Here is a 22,413-nt window from a genome sequence, read left to right as displayed (position 1 = left end):
CCTCTTCGCGGGTGAACCCGCTCCTACACAGGACGGCGCCACATTTGGGGCCTGTGGAGGTTTTCGTAGGCGCGGGTTTACCCGCGAAGAAGCACAGACCGGTTTAGCGAACGAACACCTGCGGCGTCGTGGTAGACATGTCACCACCCGGCAACTTGATGTTCTTCACCTTTTCCAGCGTATCCGGGTTGAACACCGCCAGGTCGTTGAAGGTGCCGCCCAGGTAAAGCTTGTCGCCCTTCTTGTCGAACGTCACGCAGTAGTAGGTGTGCTCCAGATTAGCCGCCTTGATCAGTTTGCGCTGTTTGATGTCGTACTTGGCCAGGCGGTTGAGCACGCCGTAGATCTGGTTCGGGTCCTTGGGCGAGCGCAGGCCGGTGAAGTACAGCTCGGTCAGGTCGGCGAACTCCTGGGTGTGGGTCTTGCCGGTCTTCAGGTCGATGCTCAGGTAGCCATACAGCGGTTCGGCGGTGGCCGGGTCCTGCTTGTCATCCTTGAACCTGGCAATGGTGTACAGCATGGTGAACTCATGGCGCGGGCTCTGGTGCGGCCAGAAGTACAGCACGTCCGGGGCGCTGTAGCCTTTGCGGTTCCAGTTGCGCAGCGGCAGGGCGACCGTGTACTTGCCGGTCTTCACGTCCATCTTGTAGATGTCCGGCCCGGCAACGTACAGGCTGCCATCGTCGGAGGCGCGCATCAGGTACACCTGGCGCGGCATCGGGAAGGTGCGTACGGGCTTGGCCTGAAGGCCATCAGCGGTGCTGAACACCTCCAGCCGCGGTGGTTTGACCACGTAATGGTCGTTCAGCCTCTGGGTCGGGTTGACCGTGGCATACACCTCTTTGCCGTCTGGGCTGATGGCGAACGAATAGATCGACCGGCCGACTTCACCGGCTACGCTGGACAGGTTGGCGTGGAAGGTGTTCTTGCAAGTGTCCAGGTCGATGCCGTAGATGTCGCCGTAATGGTTGTTGAGCACGTAGGCGGTGCGGTTGTCCGGCGCCATCATTGCGGTGCCAGGGCCGAACTTGTCGGGCATCCGGCAGCTCTTGTAGACCGTGTCACTGGCCACATCGACCACATGCAGGTTGTTCGGGTAGTTGGTCACGATCATGTATTCGTGGCCAGCCTTCAGTGCCGGGCCAGTGTCGTCGGCCTGTGCCTGCCCGGCGCAAGCCATGGCGGCGATGGTGAGCGCCAATGGCGCGCAGCGTCCAGCTTTCATGCGGTTTCCCCTTGTCATTCTTGTTGGGCCGTCACTTGTCTTTCGGGAACACGGTACCGAGGTTGCGCCAGTCCTCTGCCGAGTTGGACGCCTGGGCGTTCCAGTCCTGGTAGGTGCTCATCATGTCCGGCACCTGGGCCGGCCACCAGCAAGGGTCGGAACAACCATAAAGGTCAGCCTCCATCGGCTGGCACAGCGAGCTCACGCCGCCAAAGGCGTCCACCTCCCAGCCCGGGTCGGTAGTGGCCGTGCAGCCTGCCACCGCGCTCATTGCCATCACTTCTTCGACACGGTCTTCGGCGGCGGCCTGCTCCAGGATGCGCGCCTTGTTGTTCAGGGGCTTCAAGTGCTTCATGTCAATGCGCCTTCCGCGGGGTGATGTAGCGATCGATGAAGGCCGGGTTGACGGCCATGATGCGGCTGTAGACTTCAATGCCGAAGTCCACCCAGTCGCGCATCAGTTCGCAGTAGTGGTAAGTCGGGTGCTGCGGGTCGCCGTAGCGCGCATAGCTTTCGTGGTAGCAGCCGCCGGAGCACAGGTTGCGAATACGGCAGCTTTCACAGCCGGTGTTGCTGCGGTCCAGGCGCTGCGACAGGAAGTCGTTGAGCTGCGCCTGCTTCACGCCCTGGTGCACGTTACCGAAGGTGGGCAGGCTGGAGCCGGTGAAGCGGTGGCACAGGTTCAGCTCACCTTCGTGGTCCACCGCCAGCATCTTCAACCCGGCGCCACACGGCAGGGCCTTCTTGTGGCCTTCGTGGATGTCGGTGATCAACTGGTGCAGGTTGGAGAAGCCGATGTTGCGGTGCTCCAGTGCCGCCTCCAGGTAGCGCCGGCCGAGTGCCTTCATGTTGGCGAAGACCTGCACCAGCTCTTCGCCAGTGAGGTTGAAGTCGGCCATGTCGCCAGAGGTAACCGGGGCAAAGCCGACCTCGGCGAAACCCATTTCATTGAACAGGTGGTTCCAGATGGTTTCAACGTCGGTAATGCCACGGGTCAGCGTGACCCGGGCCCCCACCGGCCGGCTGGTGTAGCGCGACAGCAGCAGGTCGGCCTTGCGCCGCACCACGTCATAGGTGCCCTGCCCGCCCACGGTGATACGGTTGCGGTCGTGCACGGTCTTGGGGCCATCGATGCTGATCGACAGGCCAAAGCGGTGGGCGTTGAGCCAATCGATGATTTCTTCGGTCAGCAAGGTAGCGTTGGTGGTCATGATGAACTCCACCTGCTTGCCCGCCTCGGCGAACCGCCGCTCGCAGTAAGCCACCATGTGCTCGATCAACGGCCGGTTGGACAACGGTTCGCCACCGAAGAACACCACGCTGTAGCGCTGCTCGTTGGGTGATTCCTTGAGCAGCATCTCCACCGAGGCTTCGGCGGTGGCGGTACTCATCTTCTTGCCGGCGGAAGGCTTGTCCAGGTCTTCCTTGTAGCAATAGGTACAGCTGAGGTTGCAACCGGTGTTGACGTTGAGCACTACGGTGTTGAGCGCGGTGCGCTCGACTTGCCTGAGGGCGATTTCCGGGGTCAGCGGCGAGCCGTCGCTGACCAGCTCCAGCGCGATCAGCTCGCGCAGGGTGTCCTGGATATCCTCGCCGGCAAACTGCTGGCCAAGGCGCTGCATCAGCTCCTCGGCCGAGCAGCCTTGCTGGCGCAAGGTGTCGATGATGCCGCCGGTCACCGCGTCAGCGGTGAACAGCGAACTGCTGGGGATATGGAACAGCATGCGGTCGGCATCAACCTGTACTTCGTGCAGGTTGCGTTCGACCAGGTTCAGTAGTACGCCCATGGCGACCTCCCGATAATCGATCCGTTGGAAAACCGTTGCAGCCTGCCGTTACGGCAGCGGCGGGTTGTTCCAGCGCTGTACGGTGACGATCATGTGCCCTTCGCCGGTCTGGCCACCGTCGGCCAGCGTGGCGATGACCTTCAGGTTACCTGCGTTGTTGGTCATCATCTTGCGCTCAGGGTTGGGCCCGGCACCGCCTGGCACGAACACACCGTCGGCCTGCATCTGCCCGGCGAACTTGACGTCTTCATCCTCGACAGCACGCTCGTTGAACGGCTCGACCTTCCAGCTGGCCGGCAGGTAGCCGATACGCAGCGGCTGGCCATTGGCATCCTTGCCCCAGGCTTCGGCCTCGAAACGCCCCTGCACTTTCGGCACGGAGGCACCGTTCTCGCCAATGCGCGCGATGGAGAACGCCGGCACGACCTTCACTTCGTCGACCTTGTCGTAAACCGCCAGGTTCACGCCCTTGAGCGCACCTACCGCCACCTCGCGCAGCCCTGGCCTGGCATCGGCCGCGGCGCGGGCCTTGACCCTTACCTGGGTCGGGGTCTGCTCCAGCACTTCGGTCACTTCCACCCCGGCGCCCAGGTCCGGCTTGCCAGTCAGGCCGCTGCCAACCAGGGTGATTTCGCTTTCGCCTCCGGCCTTGATGAACGCCGGTTGTACCGCCAGCAAACGCGCCTTGCCTTCTTTTACGGCGCTGAAGTCCAGGCCGCGCTCATCGTGATCGGCTTCGAACATACGGCCTTTCATTTCGCCATCCAGCGCGGCGAACACCTGGCGCAGGTTGGCATCGCCAACCTTCACATTGCCCCGCCATTCATAACCGTTGTACAGGATGGCCGAGCCGCTGCCGTTGAACGGTGTACCGTCGGCGTAAGCGCCCTTGACCTCGACCTTGAAGGTATCGCCCTCTCCGGCCGTGACGCTCATCACCCCACGTACATCGCCCTTGGCCAGCATATGGCCGCTGAATGCCCACTGCCCCGGCAGTACGTCCGCCTTGGGTTTGGCCTTCTGCCATTCGGCCCAGGCCGCGCTGTCCATCGGGAAGCGCTTGGCAAGGTCCGGCACCACTTGCTGCAGGGCGATCGGCAGCCAGTCGCGGTCACGCGCCTGGGCCTGGTATTCAAGGGACGGCCATTGGCCAAGGTGGAAGTGGACCAGGTGTTCCCACTCCTTGGCCGGGCGCCGTTGCAAGGCGACACGGGCACCCGAGTGGCAACGGCCACAGGTCTCGCTGAGCTGGGTGTCGAAGTGCTCGACGGTATTGAGCCGACGCTCCATGGCGTAACGCACGCCATCGGTTTCGCTGGGCGCCAGGCCCTGTTTGTCGGCCAGGTATTTGACCAGCGTGCGACGATCGTCGTCGCTGATCTGAAGGCCATGCATCACCTGCATGCGGGCGATGCTCATCAGCCAGCCTTCCGGTGTCTTGCGCTGGTGGCTGATGCGGCTATAGGTGTCGTTGCCTTCGGGGATATGGCACCCCATGCACTTGTTCTGCAACAGGCTCGGGCCCTGCTCGGCCGCCATGGCCTGGGTGCTCAGCAGCGCGGCGGCGACCAGCGCCAGTTTGCCCGCATGCCGCCGGAGTCGAGTCGTCTTCAAGGTCAGACCTCCACGGTTGTTGTTCTTATCGTTTTCGCACGCTTTGGTACAGCAGGTGTGCATGTGACGGTTGTGATACAGGAACTGTGCCAGTTAGGGTAAAAGCGTTTCCTTTCAGCCTGTTAAGCGGTTTTCGGGGCTTGGCCAGGAGCCGGGATGGCCATTTGCAGCGTGCCATTTCGCGACAGGGTGTTTCATGTTGAGACAGGGCCCGCGAAGAGGCCGAACAGCCACTGTTTCACCACCGTCTCACACCGTCTCAATGTGCAACAGCGCAACCTGGCAATCGCAGCCTTGCGCTCAGGCAAAACCCAACGCCCACAACACTTTGCGGCCATCAGCCCAGGTTGGCACGGCCATTGCGCCAGTGCCCGTCACATCCAATGACAAGAGGCACAGCCCCATGCTTTCCGAACTGCCCATCCTGCCCACCACCCGCGCCTTTCTCGAACGCAAGCTGAAGATGCGCATCGGTGCCGACTGGCAGGACGCCGCCAGCGGTCGCACCCTGTCGTTCCGCAACCCGGCCACCGGCGAAGTGCTGGGTGAAGTGCCGGCCGCCGAGGCCGAAGATGTCGACCGCGCCGTGCGCGCTGCACGCCAGGCCTTCGACGACTCGCCCTGGAGCCGCATGCGCCCGCGCGAGCGGCAGAACCTGCTGTGGCGCCTGGCCGACCTGATGGAGCGCGATGCGCGTCAGCTGGCCGAACTGGAATGCCTGAACAATGGCAAGAGCGCCGCCGTGGCCCAGGTGATGGACGTGCAACTGGCCATCGACTTCCTGCGCTATATGGCGGGCTGGGCCACCAAGATCGAGGGTAGCACCGTCGAAGCGTCCATGCCGTTGATGCCCAACGACCAGTTCCACGGCTTCGTACGCCGCGAGGCAGTGGGCGTGGTTGGCGCCATCGTCGCCTGGAACTTCCCACTGCTGCTGGCCTGCTGGAAGCTCGGCCCGGCACTGGCCACCGGCTGCACCGTGGTGCTCAAGCCTGCCGATGAAACCCCACTGAGCGTGCTCAAGCTGGCCGAGCTGGTCGACGAGGCCGGCTACCCGGCCGGTGTGTTCAACGTGGTTACCGGTACCGGCCTGAACGCCGGCGCCGCGCTCAGCCGCCACCCCGGCGTAGACAAACTGACCTTCACCGGCTCCACCGAGGTCGGCAAGCTGATCGGCAAGGCGGCCATGGACAACATGACCCGCGTCACCCTGGAACTGGGCGGCAAGTCGCCGACCATCGTCATGCCCGACGCCAACCTGCAGGAAGCCGCAGCCGGTGCGGCCACGGCGATCTTCTTCAACCAGGGCCAGGTGTGCTGCGCAGGCTCGCGGCTGTATGTGCACCGCAAGCACTTCGACAATGTGGTGGCCGACATCGCCGGAATTGCCAATGCCATGAAGCTGGGCAACGGGCTGGACCCGGCGGTGCAGATGGGCCCGCTGATTTCAGCCAAGCAGCAGGACCGCGTCACCGGCTACATCGAGCTCGGCCGCGAATTGGGCGCCACCATCGCCTGCGGGGGGGAAGGTTTCGGGCCTGGTTACTTCGTCAAGCCGACGGTGATTGTCGATGTGGACCAGCGTCACCGCCTGGTGCAGGAAGAAATCTTCGGGCCGGTACTGGTGGCGATGCCATTCGATGACATCGACGAAGTGATCGGCATGGCCAACGACAACCCCTATGGCCTGGGTGCAAGCATCTGGTCCAACGACCTGGCCGCCGTACACCGCATGATCCCGCGCATCAAGTCCGGCTCGGTGTGGGTCAACTGCCACAGCGCGCTGGACCCGGCGCTGCCGTTTGGTGGCTACAAGATGTCTGGCGTTGGTCGTGAGATGGGTTCAGCGGCCATCGAGCATTACACCGAGCTGAAATCGGTGTTGATCAAGCTCTGATCTTTTTCCTGTACCGGCCTCTTCGCGGGTAAACCCGCTCCTACACCAGGTATCACCTGCCCTGTAGGAGCGGGTTCACCCGCGAAGAGGCCGGCACAGGCAACAAAAAAACAACAATAAAAACCATGGAGCAACCCCATGAGGCACACACTCGCCTGCACATTGGCCCTGCTGTTAACCGCCCCCGCCAGCCAAGCCTACGAGCTGTACAACCACGATGGCACCACCCTCAACGCCGACCTCGAAGCCCTGTTCGGCGTCTTCCACAGCGACGAAAGCTTCAACCAGGCCGGCAACCGCCAACCCGGCAGCACCGCCTGGCAGGAAGGCTACGTCAAATACGGCCTCAGCGGCAGCCAGACCCTGGCCGATAGCGGCACCCTCTACGGCGCCTTCAGCCTGCTCAGTTCCGCCACCTGGGGCGATGGCGACGCCGCCGGCCTGACCCTGGGTGACGAACGTCGCACCGCCATCGAAGACCTGTATTTGGGCTGGCGCTCGGCCAACCTGTTTCCGGCGCTGGGCGAAGATGGCGTGGACATTTCCGGTGGCCGCCAGGTCGTCACCCTGGGTGATGGTTTCCTGATCCAGGGTGACCCGGTCAACCTGGGCAAGGTCGACCTGGGGGCCAACTTCGACCGCGGCGGTGCCTACTACCTGGCCGCGCGCAAGGCCTTCGACCGCACCGCCGTGCTGCGCCTGGGCGGCAACCAGGGCTGGCGCAGCGACCTGATGTGGTTGAAGTCCGACAACCATTACCAGGCCGACACTTCCCTGGCGGTCGCCAACCTGGAGCACGTCGCCGATACCGGCACCGTCGGCCTGAGCTGGATCCGCGGCCTCGACGTGGACCAGCGCTACGCGCAGATCATGGGCCTGGAGCACCGCGACGGCATGGACACCGCCAGCTTGCGCGGGCGCGGCAACCTGGGCGTGAAAGACCTGGAGCTGGCCGCCGAGTACGTGACTCAGGACAAGACCGGCGGGCGCGAGAATGCCTGGTACCTGGAGGGCAACTGGACCTTCTCTCAACTGCCCTGGTCACCCACCGCCACCTACCGCTACAGCCGCTTCTCCGAAGGCTTCGACCCGCTGTTCTATGGCCTGAGCCGGGGCTACGGCACCTGGTTCCAGGGTGAAGTGGCAGCCAACTATGCCGGGCCCTTCAACAAGAACAGCCAGGTGCACCATGTAGCGCTGAAGGGCAAGCCACGGGACAACCTGACCGTCGGCGCACTGTACTTCGACTTCGACACGCTGGACACCGACCAGGGCAACCTTGGCGGGCGCGAGCTGGACCTGTATGTGGAATGGATGGTCAACGACCACCTGCTGATCAGTCCGGTGGTGGGGTTCTACAAGCCGGAGCGCAGTGCTGCCAATGGCGGTACGCAGCTGGGTGGGCGGGATACCGGGACTTACCTGCAATTAATTGTCGGGACCTTCTTCTGACCTGCAATAGCGGGGCGCGGCGCGCCCCTTCTGCACCACCGCGCTTGATCAAATTTAATCATCAAGCCTGCCAAGCTGCATGAATTCTCACCACCTTAACCCGCTCTAACCTGCGTAAATCAGGCCTTTCAGGGCTTGGCACAGGCTGTGCACAAGATCCTCGCGAGCCAACGCTCGACCATAAAAACAACACATCGAGGCCTGTTCATGAACACCACCCTGAAGCCAAGCATTGTCCAACTGCCGCCTGAGCCCCATGCCGCCATCGTCGACCGCTATGGCCTGCATGGCGGGCACATCGGCACCGGCGAGGATGAATCACCCTGGGTCCCGTTCGGCGATTGCGCCGCCATACGCCACCTCAGCTTCGATGTACGAACCGGCAGCGTGTGCAACATTCTCTGGGTCAAGGGCGGCGGCCGCATCGGCACCCACCGGCACCGCGCAGCGGTGTCAGCAGTAACGCTGGAGGGCACCTGGGGATATTACGAGTACGACTGGGTCGCAAAGCCCGGCAGCTTTGTCTTCGAAACCCCAGGCACGGCGCACACCCTGTATTCCGATGACCCGCAAGGCATGAAGGCACTGTTCTGGATTCACGGGCCTATCGAGTTTTTCGACGAGCACGGCCAGCACACCGAAACCACCGATGTGTTCTGGTTCATCAATCATTACGTGAGCCATTGCGAGAAACACGGGCTGCCAATCAACCAGGCGTTGTTCCTGTGAGCGGGTGCAGCAGTCGACAGACAGGGAGGCGCAGATGAAGTACTGGGAACGATTTGCCGTCGAAGGCTTGACCTGTGTGGTCACCGGCGCCGCCAGCGGCATTGGTCTGGCCTATGCCGAAGTGATGGCCGAAGCAGGGGCGCAGGTCACCCTGCTTGACGTGGACGACGAACGCCTGCAAGAACACGTAGCGCGGTTGACCGCGCTGGGTTTCGCCGTGCACGGTGAAGTGGTGGACGCCACCGATCGCCAGGCGATGTATGCCTGTTTCGAACGCATCGGCGAGCGCTATGGCCGACTGGATGTTGTGTTCGCCAACGCCGGCATCGACGCTGGCCCCGGCTTTCTGGACAGCGAGGGCCAGCGCTGCGCTGAAGGCGCACTGGAGACGTTGGACGAAGCGCACTGGGACAAGGTGCTTGCAACCAACCTCACCTCGGTGTTCACCACCCTGCGTGCGGCAGTGTGCTTGATGAAGCCGCGTGGTCAGGGCCGCATCATCGTCACAACCTCCAATGCCGCGATCATCAATGAAGCCATCGTCGGCACCCCCTACATGCCAGCCAAGGCCGGCGCTGCGTCACTCGTGCGGCAGGCCGCGATGGAACTGGCCCGCTACGGCATCAACGTAAACGCGATCGCGCCTGGCCCGTTCGTGACCAACATCGCCGGGGGCCGTTTGCGCAACCCGGCCGACCGTGCGGCCTTCGCTCAGCGAGTGCCGCAACATCGGATCGCCTCCACCGAGGAAATCAAGGGCCTGGCCTTGTTCCTGGCCTCGCCTGCCTCGGATTACGTCACGGGCGCGCAGATTGTCATAGACGGCGGGCAGATGCTCGGCCGGGTGGACTGAGGAGGCGATGATGCAAGCAATTCTGTTCAACGGCCTGAACCAGCCCTTGCAATTGGGCACGGTTGCGATGCCTGTGCCCGCTGCCGACGAAGTTCTGATAGAGGTGTGTCGCTGCGGCATCTGCGGCAGTGACCTGCACATGACCCAGGACCCGGCTTTCAATATTACCCCAGGCAGCGTGCTGGGCCATGAGTACAGCGGCCGTGTGGTTGAGTGTGGCAAGCAGGTAAACAACCTGAAAGTCGGCGATGCCGTGGCCGTGGCACCTTTGCGCGGTTGTGGGCAGTGCGCCAGTTGCCTGCGCGGTGAGCCTGCCTGGTGCCCCGCGTTCAGCTTGCAGGGGGGTGGTTTTGCGCAGTGGGCGACTGCCAAGGGCCACCAGTGCCGGGTTATTCCGAGCAGTGTCGGGCTCAAGGACAGCGCCCTCGCCGAGCCCCTTGCCGTGGCTTTGCACGGTGTGATGCGGGCAGGGCTCAAGCCTGGCGCGAAGGTACTGATTCTGGGCGCAGGGGCTATCGGCCTGGCAGTGGCCTACTGGGCCAGGCGCCTGGGTGCAGCCACCGTCGCCATCACCGACTTGGGCGATTGGCAGCGCGAGCGCGCGTTGCATCTTGGGGCGACGCACTTTCTGGTAGGCGACGGCGCACTGCCAGCGTGTATTGCGCAAAACCTGGGCAGCGCGGCCGACATCGTTTTCGAGTGTGTCGGCCGCCCAGGCCTGATTGCACAGGCTATCGACCATGTGCGCCCACGGGGCACGGTTGTGGTGCTTGGGCTGTGCACGGTCGCGGACAAATTCATGCCGTTCCAGGCAGTGTCCAAGGAGGTGAACCTGATCATGTCGGCGTTTTTCAACATGGACGAGTTCTGCGCCGCTGTAGATGTGCTGGACGGCCCGGATGCCACCCCACTGACGATGGTCAGCGAAACGGTGTCGCTGGCCGAAATGCCCCTGGCATTCGAAGCCCTGCGCCAACGCCAGCATCAATGCAAGGTCATGGTTGCCCCCCAGCAGGCCTGATCCCTTCAGCCATCACCGGTAAAAACCTCCCGCTTCGGCGGGAGGTTTGCGTTCAGGGCCTACAAACCGAGCGCGGAACCGAGGTTGTACATGACCTCCAGGGCTATTACCGCACCGTCGCCACTCACTGGCGCGCTGGGGTTGTAGAAGTTGTCCGGGTTGAAGATGTACTGCACGCTGGGCTCCAGTGCGAGGTTGCGGGTGACTTGCCAGTGCGTGTTCAGCTCGATGCGTGATACACCTCGACGCGTACGCTCATCGCGGCCGGTGGCAAGCAGCCGCGCGTGCTCTTGCCAGGCTGCCTGGCGCGCACCCAGGCGCAGGTAGCTGGCCTTGAGGTTGAGCGTATCCTGCGGCCGACCGAACGGGCCAAGGCGGGTCACACCAACTTCGGCGAAATGGGAAAAAGGCTGCATGTCATCGGCGCTCCAGGACCAGGCGCCAAACACCTGCCAACCCCGCTCGGGCACGGCGGCCTCGCCTTCTCTGGCCAATGTCTGGCGGAACTTGAACAGCAGCCCATCGCTCCCCCTGCGCAAGCGGCCGTCCATGGGGTCGATCTGTTCGCCGGTGTTATGAAAACCGTTCAGTTCGTAATGGTACGCATAAGGGTCCTGGGTAAAATCCGCTTTCGCCCCTACCCCGGCCAGCCAGGTGACACCGCTGGCGTCACCCGGGTCCCAGTCAAACCCCTTGGTACGTTTGAAGTAGTGCTGGGGGTTGGATTCGAACACCCCGCTGTGCAGGTAGTAACCTGAATCGAAACGGTATCGGGTGTAGCCACCCCAACTGCCGTAGGGGTACGGCAGGATACCGGTGGAGTTATCGATGACCGGGTCGTTGCAGGTGATCACGTTTTCACAGTTGGCCATGTAGAAGTGCTGACGGGCATTGCTGCGGCCTACTGCCAGTTCCAGGCGGTCCTGCAACAGGCGCTGGTTCCAGGTAAAGCGAGCCAGGTAGCCGGTATCGATGTCATTGTGCATCGGTGCCCCGGCAAAGAAACTCCCGGCCTTGCCCTGCCAACTGTCCTGGGCGGGCTGCCCCTCGCCACGCATGAACGGGAAGAACACGTACTGCAGGCTGAACGATGCCCCGGCGATGTTGGCCAATGCATCAAGGTCGCCCTCGACTCCGGCAAACACGTTGCCGCTGTTGGCATAGTGGTAAGGGTCAGGGCCGGTATCCAGGTTTTTCACCGACAGGTTCCACACTTGCAGGTCCAGCTTGATCGCCTCCTGTGCGTGGGCAGCACACGCAAAGGCGGTCAATGCAATGGACAAGGCGGTAACGCGAACGCCAGGCACCCAGGTGCCGCTCGGTTGAGCATTCATGATGCACTCTCTGTTTTTGTTGTTATGAAGTGCGACCTGAAACTACCGCTTCAGGAAGTCGCGCCTGGTGCATCGCAAGGGCTGTGCCAGCCCCCGGGACGCGGCGAAACGCCCTGTATCATGGGGTTGTGCCAACAGTATTCGTTGCCTGGCTTGATCAAATTGATCCGCTTTGATCAAGCTCGATCATCAATTCACCCCTGCCCATGGGCCTTCAGTCGGTAGGCCAGCTGCGGACGGCTGATACCCAGTTGCCGAGCTGCGGCAGACAGATTGCCATTACAGGCCTGCAACACCAGCCGATATTGCTCCAGTTGCTGGTTGTGAATGGCGTGCTTGAGTTCGGCCATGGGCGTGCCCTGCGGGTCCGGCTCGCTGGCCGCTTTGCACAGGCTGCCGTCACCGCCCACGCCCAACCCGGCGCGGGGCGCCTGCTCACCGCAGGGGAACAGGTGCTGGGTACGAATCGATGCTTGCCCGGGTGCCGCAATCACACCTCTCTCCACCAGATTTTGCAGCTCTCGCACGTTGCCGGGGTAGCTGTAGTTGAGCAGCGCTTCCACGGCCCGGGCACTGAACCCGGTGACCTGCTTGCCGTGCAGTTGGGTGAAGTGTTTGAAAAAGTGCTCCATCAGCAGCGGGATGTCATCCCGGCGCTCACGCAGCGGAGGCAGGTGAATGGGGAACACGTTCAGCCTGAAGAACAGGTCTTCCCTGAAGGTGCCGCGAGCAATCGCTTCGCGCAAGTTGGCGTTGGTCGCAGCAATAACCCGCAAGTCGACCTTGATCGGCCTGTTGCCGCCCACCCGCTCGATTTCTCCCTCTTGCAAGGCGCGCAGCAGCTTGGTTTGGGCGCTCATGCTCAACGCCTGGACCTCATCCAGGAACAGCGTGCCGCCAGAGGCCCGTTCGAAACGACCTGTACGCGCCTGAGTTGCACCGGTGTAGGCGCCTTTTTCGGCACCGAACAGTTCAGCTTCCAGCAGGCTTTCTGGTAAAGCCGCACAGTTGACCGCCACCAACGGTTGTTGGGCGCGCGGGCTGAGCCGATGCAGCGCCTTGGCGAACACCTCTTTGCCAACGCCCGACTCACCGCTGAACAGCACCGTGGCTCGGGTGGGTGCCACTTGCGCAATTTGATGACGGGCAACGCTGAAAGCAGCAGAAATGCCGACCATGTCGTCCTGCAGCGGCAAGCTGCTGGCCGTGCAGGCAGGTTGTACCGCCTCGCCCTCGGAGGGCGACCAGATCGAGTTCATCTGAATGAAGTGCGCAGGGTCCCAGTAGCGCTGCTCGGCGCCGTGCTCATGATCTGGCAAGCGATCTGCCGTATCGCCGACAATCCGGCAGCAGCGGCCGCCTGCGGCCACGCACTCGACCTCACGGTACACCACCAGCTTGCCGATAAAGGCGCTGGCATAACCGGCGGCGTAGCCGAGGGTCATCCAGCACGCAGCCTCGTCGCCAACCCCGTAGTGGGCTATGTGCTCATGGGCTTCACGCGAGTCGTGCCACAGGTATTCCCCGTGGAAGTGGCCACGTTCGATGTCCAGGTCAAGGTCGACCGTTTCCACCCGCACCACACCCTGCAACGCATGCAGCCGGCCGCCGGCAATGAACGAACTGCGCTCGTCCGATGCCGGCCAGCGCTTGCGTACCAGCGCGGCATCCTGGCTACCCGCCGAATAACCGATGCGCATCAGGATGCGCCGCGCGCCTTCGCGCCCGACGCTTTCGATCAACTCGCGGCGCAATGCACCCAGCGCGCTGGAATGCAGCATGACCATGCTCTGGTCGTCCAGCCAGATACGCGCATCCTCATCTGAAAACCGCAGGTAGCGACGCAGGTCGGCCGGGGTCGGGCTGCTGGTTTCATAGGCCTGAGGGGAACGCGACACAGCTTCGCGGGGTGCCGCGATGGATGAACGACTCATACCTTCTCCTATTGTTCTTGTTCTGCGCACGGGCGGTGTCACGCGATGGCCAGGCCGATATTTGATCATCAACTTTTGCCAGCTTGATCAACAAAGATCAAGGCTTACGCCGCTCCAGCCCCGGCTCAAGGCCTTGTATGCAAGGGCCTGGGGCTGGCCTGCGCAATTGGCCTAGCGTTTGCTATCACCTGCTGGCGGACGCCTTTGAACGTCGCGTATTCCAATAACAATAATCATGCAGGAGATACACCATGCGCCGCTGGTTCTCTTCCTACGAAAACCGCTTGCTGTTCGTGCTCAGCCTCAGTTTCGGTTTTGTTTTCTTCGACCGTAATGCAATGAGTTTCCTGGCGCCCTTCGTGGCCGCCGACCTGTCCTTGAGCAACACCCAGATCGGCTTGCTGGTATCGGCCTTGTCATTGACCTGGGCACTGTCCGGGTACCTGCTTGGCGCCCGTTCCGACCGCAGCGGGCGCCGCAAGCCTTACCTGTTGGTAGCCGTGATCGTGTTTTCGGTGTGCTCGTTCTTCTCCGGGCTGGCCAGCACCTTCTTCATGCTGCTGGCTGCCCGCCTGCTGATGGGGGTGGCCGAAGGCCCGATACTGCCTATCTCGCAAACCCTGATGGCGATGAACTCCACGGCAAGTCGCCGCGGCCACAACATGGGCATCATGCAGAACTTTGGCAGCAACCTGCTGGGCTCATGCATCGCGCCCCTGCTCCTGGTGGCCCTGGCCAGCCACTACCACTGGCGCCTTGCATTCATCGTCGCGGGCATCCCCGGGTTGATTGCCGCGTGCATGATCTGGAAGTACGTACGCGAGCCCAGGGAGGTAGTCATTGCCCAGCCGACGACACCGTCCGCCTCGCAGCCCGTCGCAGCAGGTTCGCTGTTAGAACTGCTGCGTTATCGCAACGTCTGGTTGAGCATGCTCATCGCGTGTTTCTATGTGGCGTGGATGGTGCTGGGGTGGGCGTTCATGCCGGTGTACTACATGAACGAGCGGCAGTTCGGCTCTACCGAAATGGGTATCTTGATGAGCGTGCTGGGTGCCAGTGCCACGCTCTGCAGTTTCATCGTGCCTGCGCTTTCCGACCGCCTGGGCCGGCGCCTGGTAGTGGTGGTGTTCTCCCTGATCGGGGCGCTCACGCCGCTGGCAGCGCTGTATTTTCAAGGGCCGTTCTGGATGCTTTGCACGGTGTTGTTCATCACCTGGTCGGCCAGCGGAGTGGCGCCGATCTTCATGGCCACCATTCCATCAGAAACCGTACCGGTTCATCGCATTGCCGCCTGCGTCGGGCTGGTGATGGGCATGGGTGAAGTGGTCGGCGGCGTGCTCAGTCCGGTGCTGGGCGGCTGGCTGGCGGACATTCATGGTCTTGGCGCCCCGTTGCTGCTACAAGCAGGGTGCGCAATCGTTGTTGGAGTGCTGGGGTTGGGGCTGATTGAAACTGCCCCCCTGCGCGCAGTCGGGCGCAGCAACCTGACGGCGGTAAGCGAGTAGCGGTCCAGAGGCTCCGAGCCTGGATCCTGGGGACGCCATGCAGCCCCGGGGTTCAGGTATAGCCCTGTTCTGTGAGCCAACGTCGCACCATTTTCTGATGCTCAACCTGCTGTCCCTCAAGCACAGCACTGAGCGCCAGGCCAGCATGAAGCCCGCGAACTATCGGTGCCAGTTCTACACCTTGCAAATGCCAAACCCCCAGCGGCTGGTCCGCCGTCACCACGACCTCGGCTTCATCCACCAGCCCGTCACGCAACACTGGCTGGCGTGCCACTCGCACCGCTCGCCAGTCCGTGCTCAGGTGCAGGGGTTGCGCATCCGGCCAACCCTGGCGCCGGGCCCAGAACGGTTGCCCCACCCGGCTTTGCTCCTGGGCATAGAAATCCCGGCCAATGCGGGCAAAACGCAAGAACAGCTGCTCGACCCGCTGCTGGTGAAACTGCCGCGCCAGCTCGGCCCGCTCAGGCCTGCGCAGCAACGTATTGATCACCACCGGCGCCTGCAATGCCGAAGAGAGCGACTGAAAAATCCCGTTGCCCGACAGCGGGTCAACGGCCATGGCAGCATCCCCCACCCGGATCCAGTCCTGCCCGACACATTCACCCGCCAGAATGGCGGTACTGCTACGTGCATGCACCTGTGCCGGCCTCAATGCCTGATCGTCGAACAGCTCGGCTACCAACGCGCTGCGGCCCCGCAACGTCACGCAGTAAGCTGCCAACCCAGCTTTCCCCGGCAGCCCGGCAGCCTCCTGGGTGACTTGCCAGTAACAGCGGCCATCTTCCAGCCGTGCCATCCACGCCCAGCCATCCTCCAGGCTCTCCACCGCCGACGCAGGCGCACCGGGGCTACCCTGCCAGACATTGAGCAGGCTGACCGTTTCCGGCCCACGCAGGCGGTCTGCGGCCAGGGGTGCCTGGCGGCCTCGGGCCTCGACCAGGAAATCAGCGCTCAGCACCTGCCCATCGTCCAGGCGCACATGATGACCGCCCCCCTGCACCACCTCACGCACCCGCCCCTCGACCACACTCACGCCTGCGCGCTGAAGGTCTTCGCGCAGCGCCTGGTCAAAACGTTGCCGGTCGAGCAAAAACTCCTGGTTCATCTGCAGATGCTGGCCGTTCCAGCGTACCTGGCGGGTGGCCGGCATGGCCGCCTGGCTCAAGGCCCCGCCAAGGCCTGCGTACCGCAAGCCCTCCAGCACCCGCTGCGAAACGCCTTCAACTGCCGCGAAACGGCGCCACTCCGACACCACCGTCACGGTGTAACCCAGCCGCCGCAAGCCAATGGCCGTGGCGGCACCCGCAGGGCCGGCGCCCAGCACCACAATGCGCGGCTCAAACATGGCTGGGACCCCGTCGCTCGGGCCCGTTGAAGGCCGCATGCTCACGCAACCAGTCATGCACCTGCTGGCGGTCCATCCCCTGGGCATCACGCAGCAAGGCGGCAATCTTCCCGCTCAACGCCGCACAACCCAGGCTCGCACCCGCCCGCTCACCCGCGCCCACGTAAGCGCCAAAATCCGCCTGTCGCGTACCCAGCCACGACCACTGGCCCGGTGCACAGCGGGCATCGCCGGTGACCCGAATGACGCCTGGGTAGCTGGCCGGGAACACCGGCCCACCCTGCGCCGGGCTGGATGCACACAACAGCACACCTGCGGCCAAAGCCTCGGCACAGGCCTGGTGCAGCACGGGCCGGTCCTGCTGCAAGCCCAGGCTGAGGTTGACCAGCGTGGCTCCCGACTCCACCAGCCACAGCAATGCGGCAGCCACCTGCAACGCACTGGTGCTGGCCTGGGCACTGAACACCTGGGCCACCAACACAGACACAGGACCAGCCTGGTATTGCAAGCTGGCGAACACCGCACTGCCGTGCCCAAGTTGGTCGGGGAGCATTGCACCTTCGCGCAACTGGCCGTCTTCCAGCCAGAAACGGCGGGCGTCCAGCAAGCCGTTGGCCTGCTCCGGCGAGCAACCGCTGTCGATGATGCCAACGCGCACGTCAGTGCCCATGTTTGATCACCTCCTGCGCCAGTACCTGCAACTGGCCGTCATGCAGCTGCAGATGCAGGTCGGCATCGGCCAGGGTCGAAGCCCGGTGGCTGATCAGGATGCGCGTGCGGCCGGCGAACAGCTGGTCGATGGCCGCGATCACTTCACGTTCGGTGGCCTCATCCACCGCCGAAGTGGCCTCGTCCAGCACCAGGATCGCCGGGGCCTGCAACACTGCACGAGCAATGGCGATGCGTTGTTTCTGGCCCCCGGACAACTGCTGGCCGCGCTCGCCCAGCAAGCCATCCAGGCCCAGCGGCAGGCTGTCGACCAGGCTGTCCAGCCGCGCCAGGCGCACCACCCGTTCCAGTTCATCACGGCTGGCCTCGGGCACGCCATAAGCCAGGTTCTGCGCCAGGGTGCCACGGAACAGCACGATGTCCTGGCTGACCACGGCGATTCGCCTGCGCAGCGCAGCCAGGTCAAGGTCGCGCAAGTCGACGCCGTCCAGCAGGATGCGCCCGGCGTCCGGGTCGTAGAAGCGCTGCAGCAGGTCGATCAGGGTTGACTTGCCCACCCCGGAGGCACCGCTGATGGCGACTTTCACGCCACCCGGAATACTCACCTGCACGTTGTTCAGTACCGCACCCTGACGCCCCTCATGGGCAAAGCTCAGCGCCTCCAGGCGCAACTCGCCGGGGCCATCGGGGATGGGCTGCGGGTTGGCGGTCTGATGTACCGCTACCGCTTCCTGCTTCAATTCCATCACCCTTCCCAGGCTGACAGCCATGCGCTGCACCGCCACGTACAAGCCCAACAGGCTCTGCACCGGCCCAACCGCCATGCCCATGTAAGTAGAAAAAGCGATCAACGCGCCCAATTGCCAGGTGCCCTGGATCACCCACCAGCCACCGACCAGGAACGCACAGGCGCGGCACCACGAGGTGAGCGTGCCGGGGATGGCCTGGGTGAAGAATTCGGTCACCTGCACCTTCAGCAGCTGACGCATGTAACGTTGCCCAAGCTGGTCCAGGCGCCCTGCTTCCCGGCCTTGCTGGCCGGCCGCCTGAATGAACTTCATCGCCGGCAGGGTCTCGACCAGGAAAGACGACACATCCGCCGAGCGCTCACGCAAGTTGCGCACTTCGCGCTCCACCTTGCGCCGCATCCAGCGCAGCCACAGCACCTCGATCGGCACCAGCAGCGCCAGCAACAGGGACAACTGCCACGACAGCATCAGCATCAACGTCACCGCGCCCACCAGGCCGATCACCGCCGACACCGCCGAGAACAGCGAGTCCACGGCAAAGCGCTGGATCTCTGCCACATCGCCATCCAGCCGCGAAAGAATGTCGCCGATACGCCGCCGCCCGTAAAAGGTCGGCGACAACTGCTGCAGATGGCGGTAAAGGTCGTCGCGCAAGGCGAACAGGATGCGCCCCGACAGACGCGTATGCAGGTAGCGGTTGACGCCGGCCAGCACCGTGCCCAGCAGGCCCGCGCCGATCATGATTGCCGCCATGTGCCAAAGCGTTTGGTAATCCTTGGCCAGTAGCCCCTCATCGATCAGGGTCTTGACCAGCCAGGGTTGCGCCAGCGCCAGCAGCGATGCACCTAGCGACAAGCTGAGCAACAGGCCGATGGCATGCCGATGGGGGCGCACGAAACCATACAGCCAGGCCAACGCCTGGCGCATGAGTACAGGGTCGCTGGAATCCACCAGCCTTGCGAACAGGCCGCCCACGTCAGCCGCGCAACTGCTTGAGCTTGCGGTACAGCGTCGCCCGGCTGATACCCAGTGCCGCGGCGGCGGCCGAGACGTTGCCCTGGTGGCGCGCCAGAGCACCGCGAATCTGTTCCAGTTCACTCTCCTTGAGGCTGCCGGAGGGCGCTGTGCTGCTGGCCAGTTCGTCCAGCAGGCAGTCGGTAAGGTGATCGAGGGTCAGCACCTGCTCGCCATCCTCGCGCATGGCCAGCGCGGTGCGCACCACCATTTCCAGCTGACGGATGTTGCCGGGCCAGTCGAAGCCTTCGAGCAACGCGGTCAACGCCGGGTCGAGGGTTACGCCACGCGCATCGGCCTTGTCCAGCAGGCCCTGAATGATCGCCGCCAGGTCGTCGCGTTCGCGCAGGGCCGGCAGGCGCAGCGACACACCGTTGACCCGGTAGAACAGGTCTTCACGGAAGTGCTGCTCCTGCACCAGGCGCTTGAGGTCGCGGTGGGTGGCGCAGATCAGCGCCACGTCGATGTCCTGCTCGTCACCCGCCCCCAAGGGTGCTACGCGGCGCTCCTGCAGTACCCGCAACAGGCGTGCTTGCAGGGCGAGCGGCATGTCGCCGATTTCGTCGAGGAACAGCGTGCCACCATGGGCCTGCATCAGCCGCCCGACCATGCCGCCCCGGCGCGAACCGGTGAAGGCGCCCTCACGGTAGCCGAACAGCTCGGACTCGATCAGCCCTTCGGGAATGGCCGCGCAGTTGACCGCCACGAACGGTTTGTCGGCACGCGGGCTGGCCTGGTGCAAGGCCCGAGCGACCACTTCCTTGCCGGTACCGGTTTCGCCCAGCAGCAGCACTGGCAAACCATTGCCCAGCCCCTGGCGAGCCATGCGCAGGTTGCGCGCCAGGCGTTGATCACCTCCGGCCAGAGCATCGAGTGCTGGCGACTGTTTGCTCAAGGCCGGCTTGCTGGATGGTGTGCTGGGGGTTACCCGGCCATGGCGCGGCAGCTGTAGGGCACGGAAATAGAACTCGCCCTTGGCGGTCTGCACGCTGCTGACCCCGCCCTGCCACAGGCGAGCGATAAAGGCCGGGGAACGTTCGCCCAGCAGGTCGGTGCTACGCCGCCCAATCAGTTCGTGACGCGGCACCTGCAACAGCTGGCAGGCACTGTCGTTGGCGGCCAGCACTTCGCCGTCCAGGCTCAGGGCCAACAGGCCGTGCCAGGCACTGTTGAGGTACTGCGGGCGGCTGTGGAAGGCCAGCACCAACTGGTCCGGGTGGCACAGGCCAAACAGGCGGCTTTCAATGTTGCCGGCCGCCAGCATCAGGGTCGACAGGCTGTCCTGCGGTTGCGCCATCACCCCTTCGCGGGTGATGTCGAGCACGCCGATCACCTCGCCGCGCGGGTCGCGCAGTGGCACGGAAGTACAGGAGAACGGGCTCAGGCGGTCAAGGTAATGTTCGCCGCAGTTGATCAGCGTCGGCCGGCCTTCGACCACGGCCGTGCCGATGGCATTGGTGCCGCGCAGCGATTCGCTCCAGCAACTGCCCGGGTGCAGATCGCGCAGGCCTTCGCGTTGCAGCACGTGCTTCTGGCCTTCGATGGCCAGCACGTTGGCCTGGGCATCGCCGAGGATGACGATGCCAGCCTTGCCCTGGCGCGCGACCAGGTAGTCGAGTTCGGGGGTAACGGCATCGATCAGCAGGCGGTTGCGCTCCAGCAGCAGGCGCAGGTCATGGCCCTGTTCCAGGCCCAGGCCAACCTGTTCGCCCTGCAGGCAGTCCAGGCCGTGGCCCAGGCTGCGGCGCCAGGAGGCGTCGATCTCGTCGCGCAGCATCCCTAGCGGTAGTTCGCCTTCGCTGGCCAGCTTCAGGCGGGCCTCGCGGGATTCGTGCAGCGGGTCGTGGGCGTTTGTTATAAGTTGTCGCGCCATTTTCTACTCCGGCTGTGCCCCGCAATGTGACGGGGTACGGGCTTGGGAATTTTCCGCAGTGTGCGGGAGAAATGGCTGGGCGTCATCTGGTAGTGGATGGATTGGGGTGTAGCTGGCCAGGTTACTTGAAGCTGGCGCAATCCCTGTGGAAGCTGGCTTGCCGGCGATCACCGGCTTCGCCGGTGCGATCCACCGCGTCGCCTGCTTCGCGGGCTTGCCCGCTCCCACAGGGTTCGCACCAAGCCTGAGGACTGCGCTGTACCTGTGGGAGCGGGCGAGCCCGCGAAGAGGCCCTCGAGGTCAATCAGGGATATCGATCGATATCACCAATAGCCAAGCCCCGTCAGGCACTCGACGCCGCCTTCCGCCCAGCCAGCTGCTGCCTCTCCACCCCATCCAGCAACGCCTCCACCACCGCCTTGGCCGAATCCAACCCATGGTCATTGCTCAACAACAGATCACGGCAGGTGCCCTTGGCCAGTTCCAGCGCCTTGAGGTTGGTCGCAAACGCCCCTTTCAGCAGCGTGGACAGGTGCACCAGCGCATCTTCGTAATCCACGCCCGAACGAACGGCGAACAATGGTGGATGGCTGCATTCGCAGGTGGAGAAACTGGAGGCCGCCGTGGTGGCGCGTACAGGAGGATCAGGTAAGCCTTTTGTCATTGTGTCGCTCCTTGATTCACTGGAGTCGCCACACAACGTGACCAAACGAATGGGTGGCGACTGTACGCGGGTTGGTCAACCGGGAATCAAGGAAACCGGCGCGCACGGAGGCGCCCCACGCACAGCCGCCATAAAACGAAACAGCCGGGCACAAAAAAGCGCCAACTGTATCGCAGAGCGGGCGCTTGTGCGCCTTGATGATTGCGGGTGACCAAACCCGACTGCTGGATTGACAGCAGCGGGCAAAGACTACCGAGGTCAGGGAAGGGTTTCAAGCTGAGGGCATGCGCAGTAACACTTCTGTTGCCTGATCGCACTCCTGGCCACCTGCCACAGCCGCCGCTCGATCCCCTGCGCCAGCAAATGCCCCACCGCCGCTTCGATCGCCGACAGCACGCACAACTGCGCCGGTTCATTGGTGGTATTCCCCACCTCGGCTTCCAGCAGTTTCTTGAACTCGATGAACTTGAACACGCCGGCACTGCGCCCTACCGAGTCGATGGTCTTGCTGGTCATCACGTTGGCCAGCACCTGCCGTGCGCACGTCCACAGCGCGCAGGTTGACGGTGACCTGGTCCACCCGGTACTCGCCGGAGATGTCGATCCCCAGGTAGCGGGCACCTTCGCCGCCGCTGCGCACGTTGGTGTCGGTTGGGCCTCATCTGGTTGATGGAGCCCGTTAGGGTTGAGCAAGGAAGATAAACACTGAGTTACAAGTATCAGAAGCTTCCTACTTGTCGCCAAATCA

Annotated in this window: 17 protein-coding genes and 1 pseudogene; 6 read left to right on the top strand and 12 right to left on the bottom strand. The window is 63.5% G+C overall.

Translation table 11 applies throughout. The features are described from left to right. Positions 1 to 103: 103 nt before the first annotated feature. Genes peaD through peaA form a run of 4 tightly spaced genes read right to left on the bottom strand, consistent with a single transcriptional unit; the run spans position 104 to position 4,626 of the window. The gene (gene peaD, locus ACI7M0_RS11610) at positions 104 to 1,225 is read right to left on the bottom strand and encodes a quinohemoprotein amine dehydrogenase subunit beta (protein ID WP_020193817.1); all 1,122 of its coding nucleotides are present in this window, start codon (positions 1,223 to 1,225) and stop codon (positions 104 to 106) included. A 31-nt stretch (positions 1,226 to 1,256) separates the two neighbouring features. After that, complete coding sequence (qhpC, locus tag ACI7M0_RS11605; RefSeq protein ID WP_004375838.1) at positions 1,257 to 1,580, bottom strand: quinohemoprotein amine dehydrogenase subunit gamma; 324 nt, start codon at positions 1,578 to 1,580, stop codon at positions 1,257 to 1,259. A 1-nt stretch (position 1,581) separates the two neighbouring features. Next, complete coding sequence (gene peaB, locus ACI7M0_RS11600) at positions 1,582 to 3,012, bottom strand: quinohemoprotein amine dehydrogenase maturation protein (protein ID WP_129932236.1); 1,431 nt, start codon at positions 3,010 to 3,012, stop codon at positions 1,582 to 1,584. 48 nt (positions 3,013 to 3,060) lie between these two features. Continuing rightward, positions 3,061 to 4,626, bottom strand: coding sequence for a quinohemoprotein amine dehydrogenase subunit alpha (gene peaA / locus ACI7M0_RS11595; RefSeq protein ID WP_129932237.1), 1,566 nt, complete (start codon positions 4,624 to 4,626; stop codon positions 3,061 to 3,063). A gap of 403 nt (positions 4,627 to 5,029) precedes the next feature. Between peaA and ACI7M0_RS11590 the strand changes: the two genes are divergently transcribed. The 5 genes from ACI7M0_RS11590 to ACI7M0_RS11570 all read left to right on the top strand — a co-directional run bounded on the left by ACI7M0_RS11590 (position 5,030) and on the right by ACI7M0_RS11570 (position 10,578). Then, a complete protein-coding gene (locus tag ACI7M0_RS11590) occupies positions 5,030 to 6,523 on the top strand; it encodes an aldehyde dehydrogenase (protein WP_129932238.1) in 1,494 nt (497 codons plus the stop codon). Between the two features lie 138 nt (positions 6,524 to 6,661). Then, positions 6,662 to 7,975, top strand: a complete 1,314-nt coding sequence (locus tag ACI7M0_RS11585; RefSeq protein WP_129932239.1) for a hypothetical protein — start codon at positions 6,662 to 6,664, stop codon at positions 7,973 to 7,975. A 207-nt stretch (positions 7,976 to 8,182) separates the two neighbouring features. Beyond that, positions 8,183 to 8,704: a 2,4'-dihydroxyacetophenone dioxygenase family protein gene (locus ACI7M0_RS11580; RefSeq protein WP_021782944.1), complete on the top strand. Its 522-nt coding sequence runs from the start codon at positions 8,183 to 8,185 to the stop codon at positions 8,702 to 8,704. Between the two features lie 34 nt (positions 8,705 to 8,738). Continuing rightward, entirely contained in the window at positions 8,739 to 9,557 is an 819-nt protein-coding gene (locus ACI7M0_RS11575; protein WP_021782943.1) for an SDR family NAD(P)-dependent oxidoreductase, read from the top strand. A gap of 10 nt (positions 9,558 to 9,567) precedes the next feature. Continuing rightward, positions 9,568 to 10,578, top strand: a complete 1,011-nt coding sequence (locus ACI7M0_RS11570; RefSeq protein WP_129932240.1) for a zinc-binding dehydrogenase — start codon at positions 9,568 to 9,570, stop codon at positions 10,576 to 10,578. 59 nt (positions 10,579 to 10,637) lie between these two features. Here ACI7M0_RS11570 and ACI7M0_RS11565 read toward each other — a convergent pair whose 3' ends face one another. Then, on the bottom strand, positions 10,638 to 11,912 hold the full coding sequence (locus ACI7M0_RS11565) for a carbohydrate porin (RefSeq protein WP_129932241.1): 1,275 nt from the start codon (positions 11,910 to 11,912) through the stop codon (positions 10,638 to 10,640). Between the two features lie 194 nt (positions 11,913 to 12,106). Beyond that, on the bottom strand, positions 12,107 to 13,846 hold the full coding sequence (locus ACI7M0_RS11560) for a sigma-54-dependent Fis family transcriptional regulator (protein ID WP_129932242.1): 1,740 nt from the start codon (positions 13,844 to 13,846) through the stop codon (positions 12,107 to 12,109). A 251-nt stretch (positions 13,847 to 14,097) separates the two neighbouring features. Here ACI7M0_RS11560 and ACI7M0_RS11555 point away from each other — a divergent pair, with 251 nt between their 5' ends. Continuing rightward, positions 14,098 to 15,351 (top strand): MFS transporter, encoded by a 1,254-nt coding sequence (locus ACI7M0_RS11555; RefSeq protein ID WP_129932243.1) that lies wholly within the window; start codon positions 14,098 to 14,100, stop codon positions 15,349 to 15,351. Positions 15,352 to 15,403: 52 nt separating this feature from the next. Here ACI7M0_RS11555 and ACI7M0_RS11550 read toward each other — a convergent pair whose 3' ends face one another. The 6 genes and pseudogenes from ACI7M0_RS11550 to ACI7M0_RS11525 form a co-directional block, all read right to left on the bottom strand. Continuing rightward, complete coding sequence (locus ACI7M0_RS11550) at positions 15,404 to 16,696, bottom strand: NAD(P)/FAD-dependent oxidoreductase (protein WP_129932244.1); 1,293 nt, start codon at positions 16,694 to 16,696, stop codon at positions 15,404 to 15,406. Then, positions 16,689 to 17,366, bottom strand: a complete 678-nt coding sequence (locus ACI7M0_RS11545) for a S8 family serine peptidase (RefSeq protein WP_129932245.1) — start codon at positions 17,364 to 17,366, stop codon at positions 16,689 to 16,691. Before ACI7M0_RS11545 ends, ACI7M0_RS11550 begins: the two co-directional genes overlap by 8 nt. Continuing rightward, positions 17,356 to 19,089 (bottom strand): ABC transporter ATP-binding protein, encoded by a 1,734-nt coding sequence (locus ACI7M0_RS11540; RefSeq protein ID WP_129932246.1) that lies wholly within the window; start codon positions 19,087 to 19,089, stop codon positions 17,356 to 17,358. Before ACI7M0_RS11540 ends, ACI7M0_RS11545 begins: the two co-directional genes overlap by 11 nt. Before the next feature lies 1 nt (position 19,090). Beyond that, positions 19,091 to 21,001, bottom strand: coding sequence for a sigma-54-dependent Fis family transcriptional regulator (locus ACI7M0_RS11535; RefSeq protein ID WP_129932247.1), 1,911 nt, complete (start codon positions 20,999 to 21,001; stop codon positions 19,091 to 19,093). Between the two features lie 343 nt (positions 21,002 to 21,344). Beyond that, positions 21,345 to 21,581, bottom strand: a complete 237-nt coding sequence (locus ACI7M0_RS11530) for a hypothetical protein (protein ID WP_029380666.1) — start codon at positions 21,579 to 21,581, stop codon at positions 21,345 to 21,347. A 342-nt stretch (positions 21,582 to 21,923) separates the two neighbouring features. Then, positions 21,924 to 22,314 (bottom strand): annotated as a pseudogene (locus ACI7M0_RS11525) (CsgG/HfaB family protein); the annotation flags it as partial. Between the last annotated feature and the right edge of the window lie 99 nt (positions 22,315 to 22,413).

Origin of the sequence: Pseudomonas sp. 10(2024) (assembly GCF_045164175.1) — a bacterium.
GTDB lineage: Bacteria > Pseudomonadota > Gammaproteobacteria > Pseudomonadales > Pseudomonadaceae > Aquipseudomonas > Aquipseudomonas alloputida.
This window is presented reverse-complemented; position numbering and strand designations above follow the sequence as displayed.

Bases quoted from the DNA above. Each gene is read 5' to 3' on its own strand.
- ACI7M0_RS11565 (WP_129932241.1), bottom strand. From the start codon at position 11,912: ATGAATGCTCAACCGAGCGGCACCTGGGTGCCTGGCGTTCGCGTTACC.
- ACI7M0_RS11550 (WP_129932244.1), bottom strand. From the start codon at position 16,696: ATGTTTGAGCCGCGCATTGTGGTGCTGGGCGCCGGCCCTGCGGGTGCC.
- ACI7M0_RS11575 (WP_021782943.1), top strand. From the start codon at position 8,739: ATGAAGTACTGGGAACGATTTGCCGTCGAAGGCTTGACCTGTGTGGTC.
- ACI7M0_RS11545 (WP_129932245.1), bottom strand. From the start codon at position 17,366: ATGGGCACTGACGTGCGCGTTGGCATCATCGACAGCGGTTGCTCGCCG.
- ACI7M0_RS11590 (WP_129932238.1), top strand. From the start codon at position 5,030: ATGCTTTCCGAACTGCCCATCCTGCCCACCACCCGCGCCTTTCTCGAA.
- peaB (WP_129932236.1), bottom strand. From the start codon at position 3,012: ATGGGCGTACTACTGAACCTGGTCGAACGCAACCTGCACGAAGTACAG.
- qhpC (WP_004375838.1), bottom strand. From the start codon at position 1,580: ATGAAGCACTTGAAGCCCCTGAACAACAAGGCGCGCATCCTGGAGCAG.
- peaD (WP_020193817.1), bottom strand. From the start codon at position 1,225: ATGAAAGCTGGACGCTGCGCGCCATTGGCGCTCACCATCGCCGCCATG.
- ACI7M0_RS11580 (WP_021782944.1), top strand. From the start codon at position 8,183: ATGAACACCACCCTGAAGCCAAGCATTGTCCAACTGCCGCCTGAGCCC.
- ACI7M0_RS11555 (WP_129932243.1), top strand. From the start codon at position 14,098: ATGCGCCGCTGGTTCTCTTCCTACGAAAACCGCTTGCTGTTCGTGCTC.
- ACI7M0_RS11560 (WP_129932242.1), bottom strand. From the start codon at position 13,846: ATGAGTCGTTCATCCATCGCGGCACCCCGCGAAGCTGTGTCGCGTTCC.
- ACI7M0_RS11535 (WP_129932247.1), bottom strand. From the start codon at position 21,001: ATGGCGCGACAACTTATAACAAACGCCCACGACCCGCTGCACGAATCC.
- ACI7M0_RS11570 (WP_129932240.1), top strand. From the start codon at position 9,568: ATGCAAGCAATTCTGTTCAACGGCCTGAACCAGCCCTTGCAATTGGGC.
- ACI7M0_RS11585 (WP_129932239.1), top strand. From the start codon at position 6,662: ATGAGGCACACACTCGCCTGCACATTGGCCCTGCTGTTAACCGCCCCC.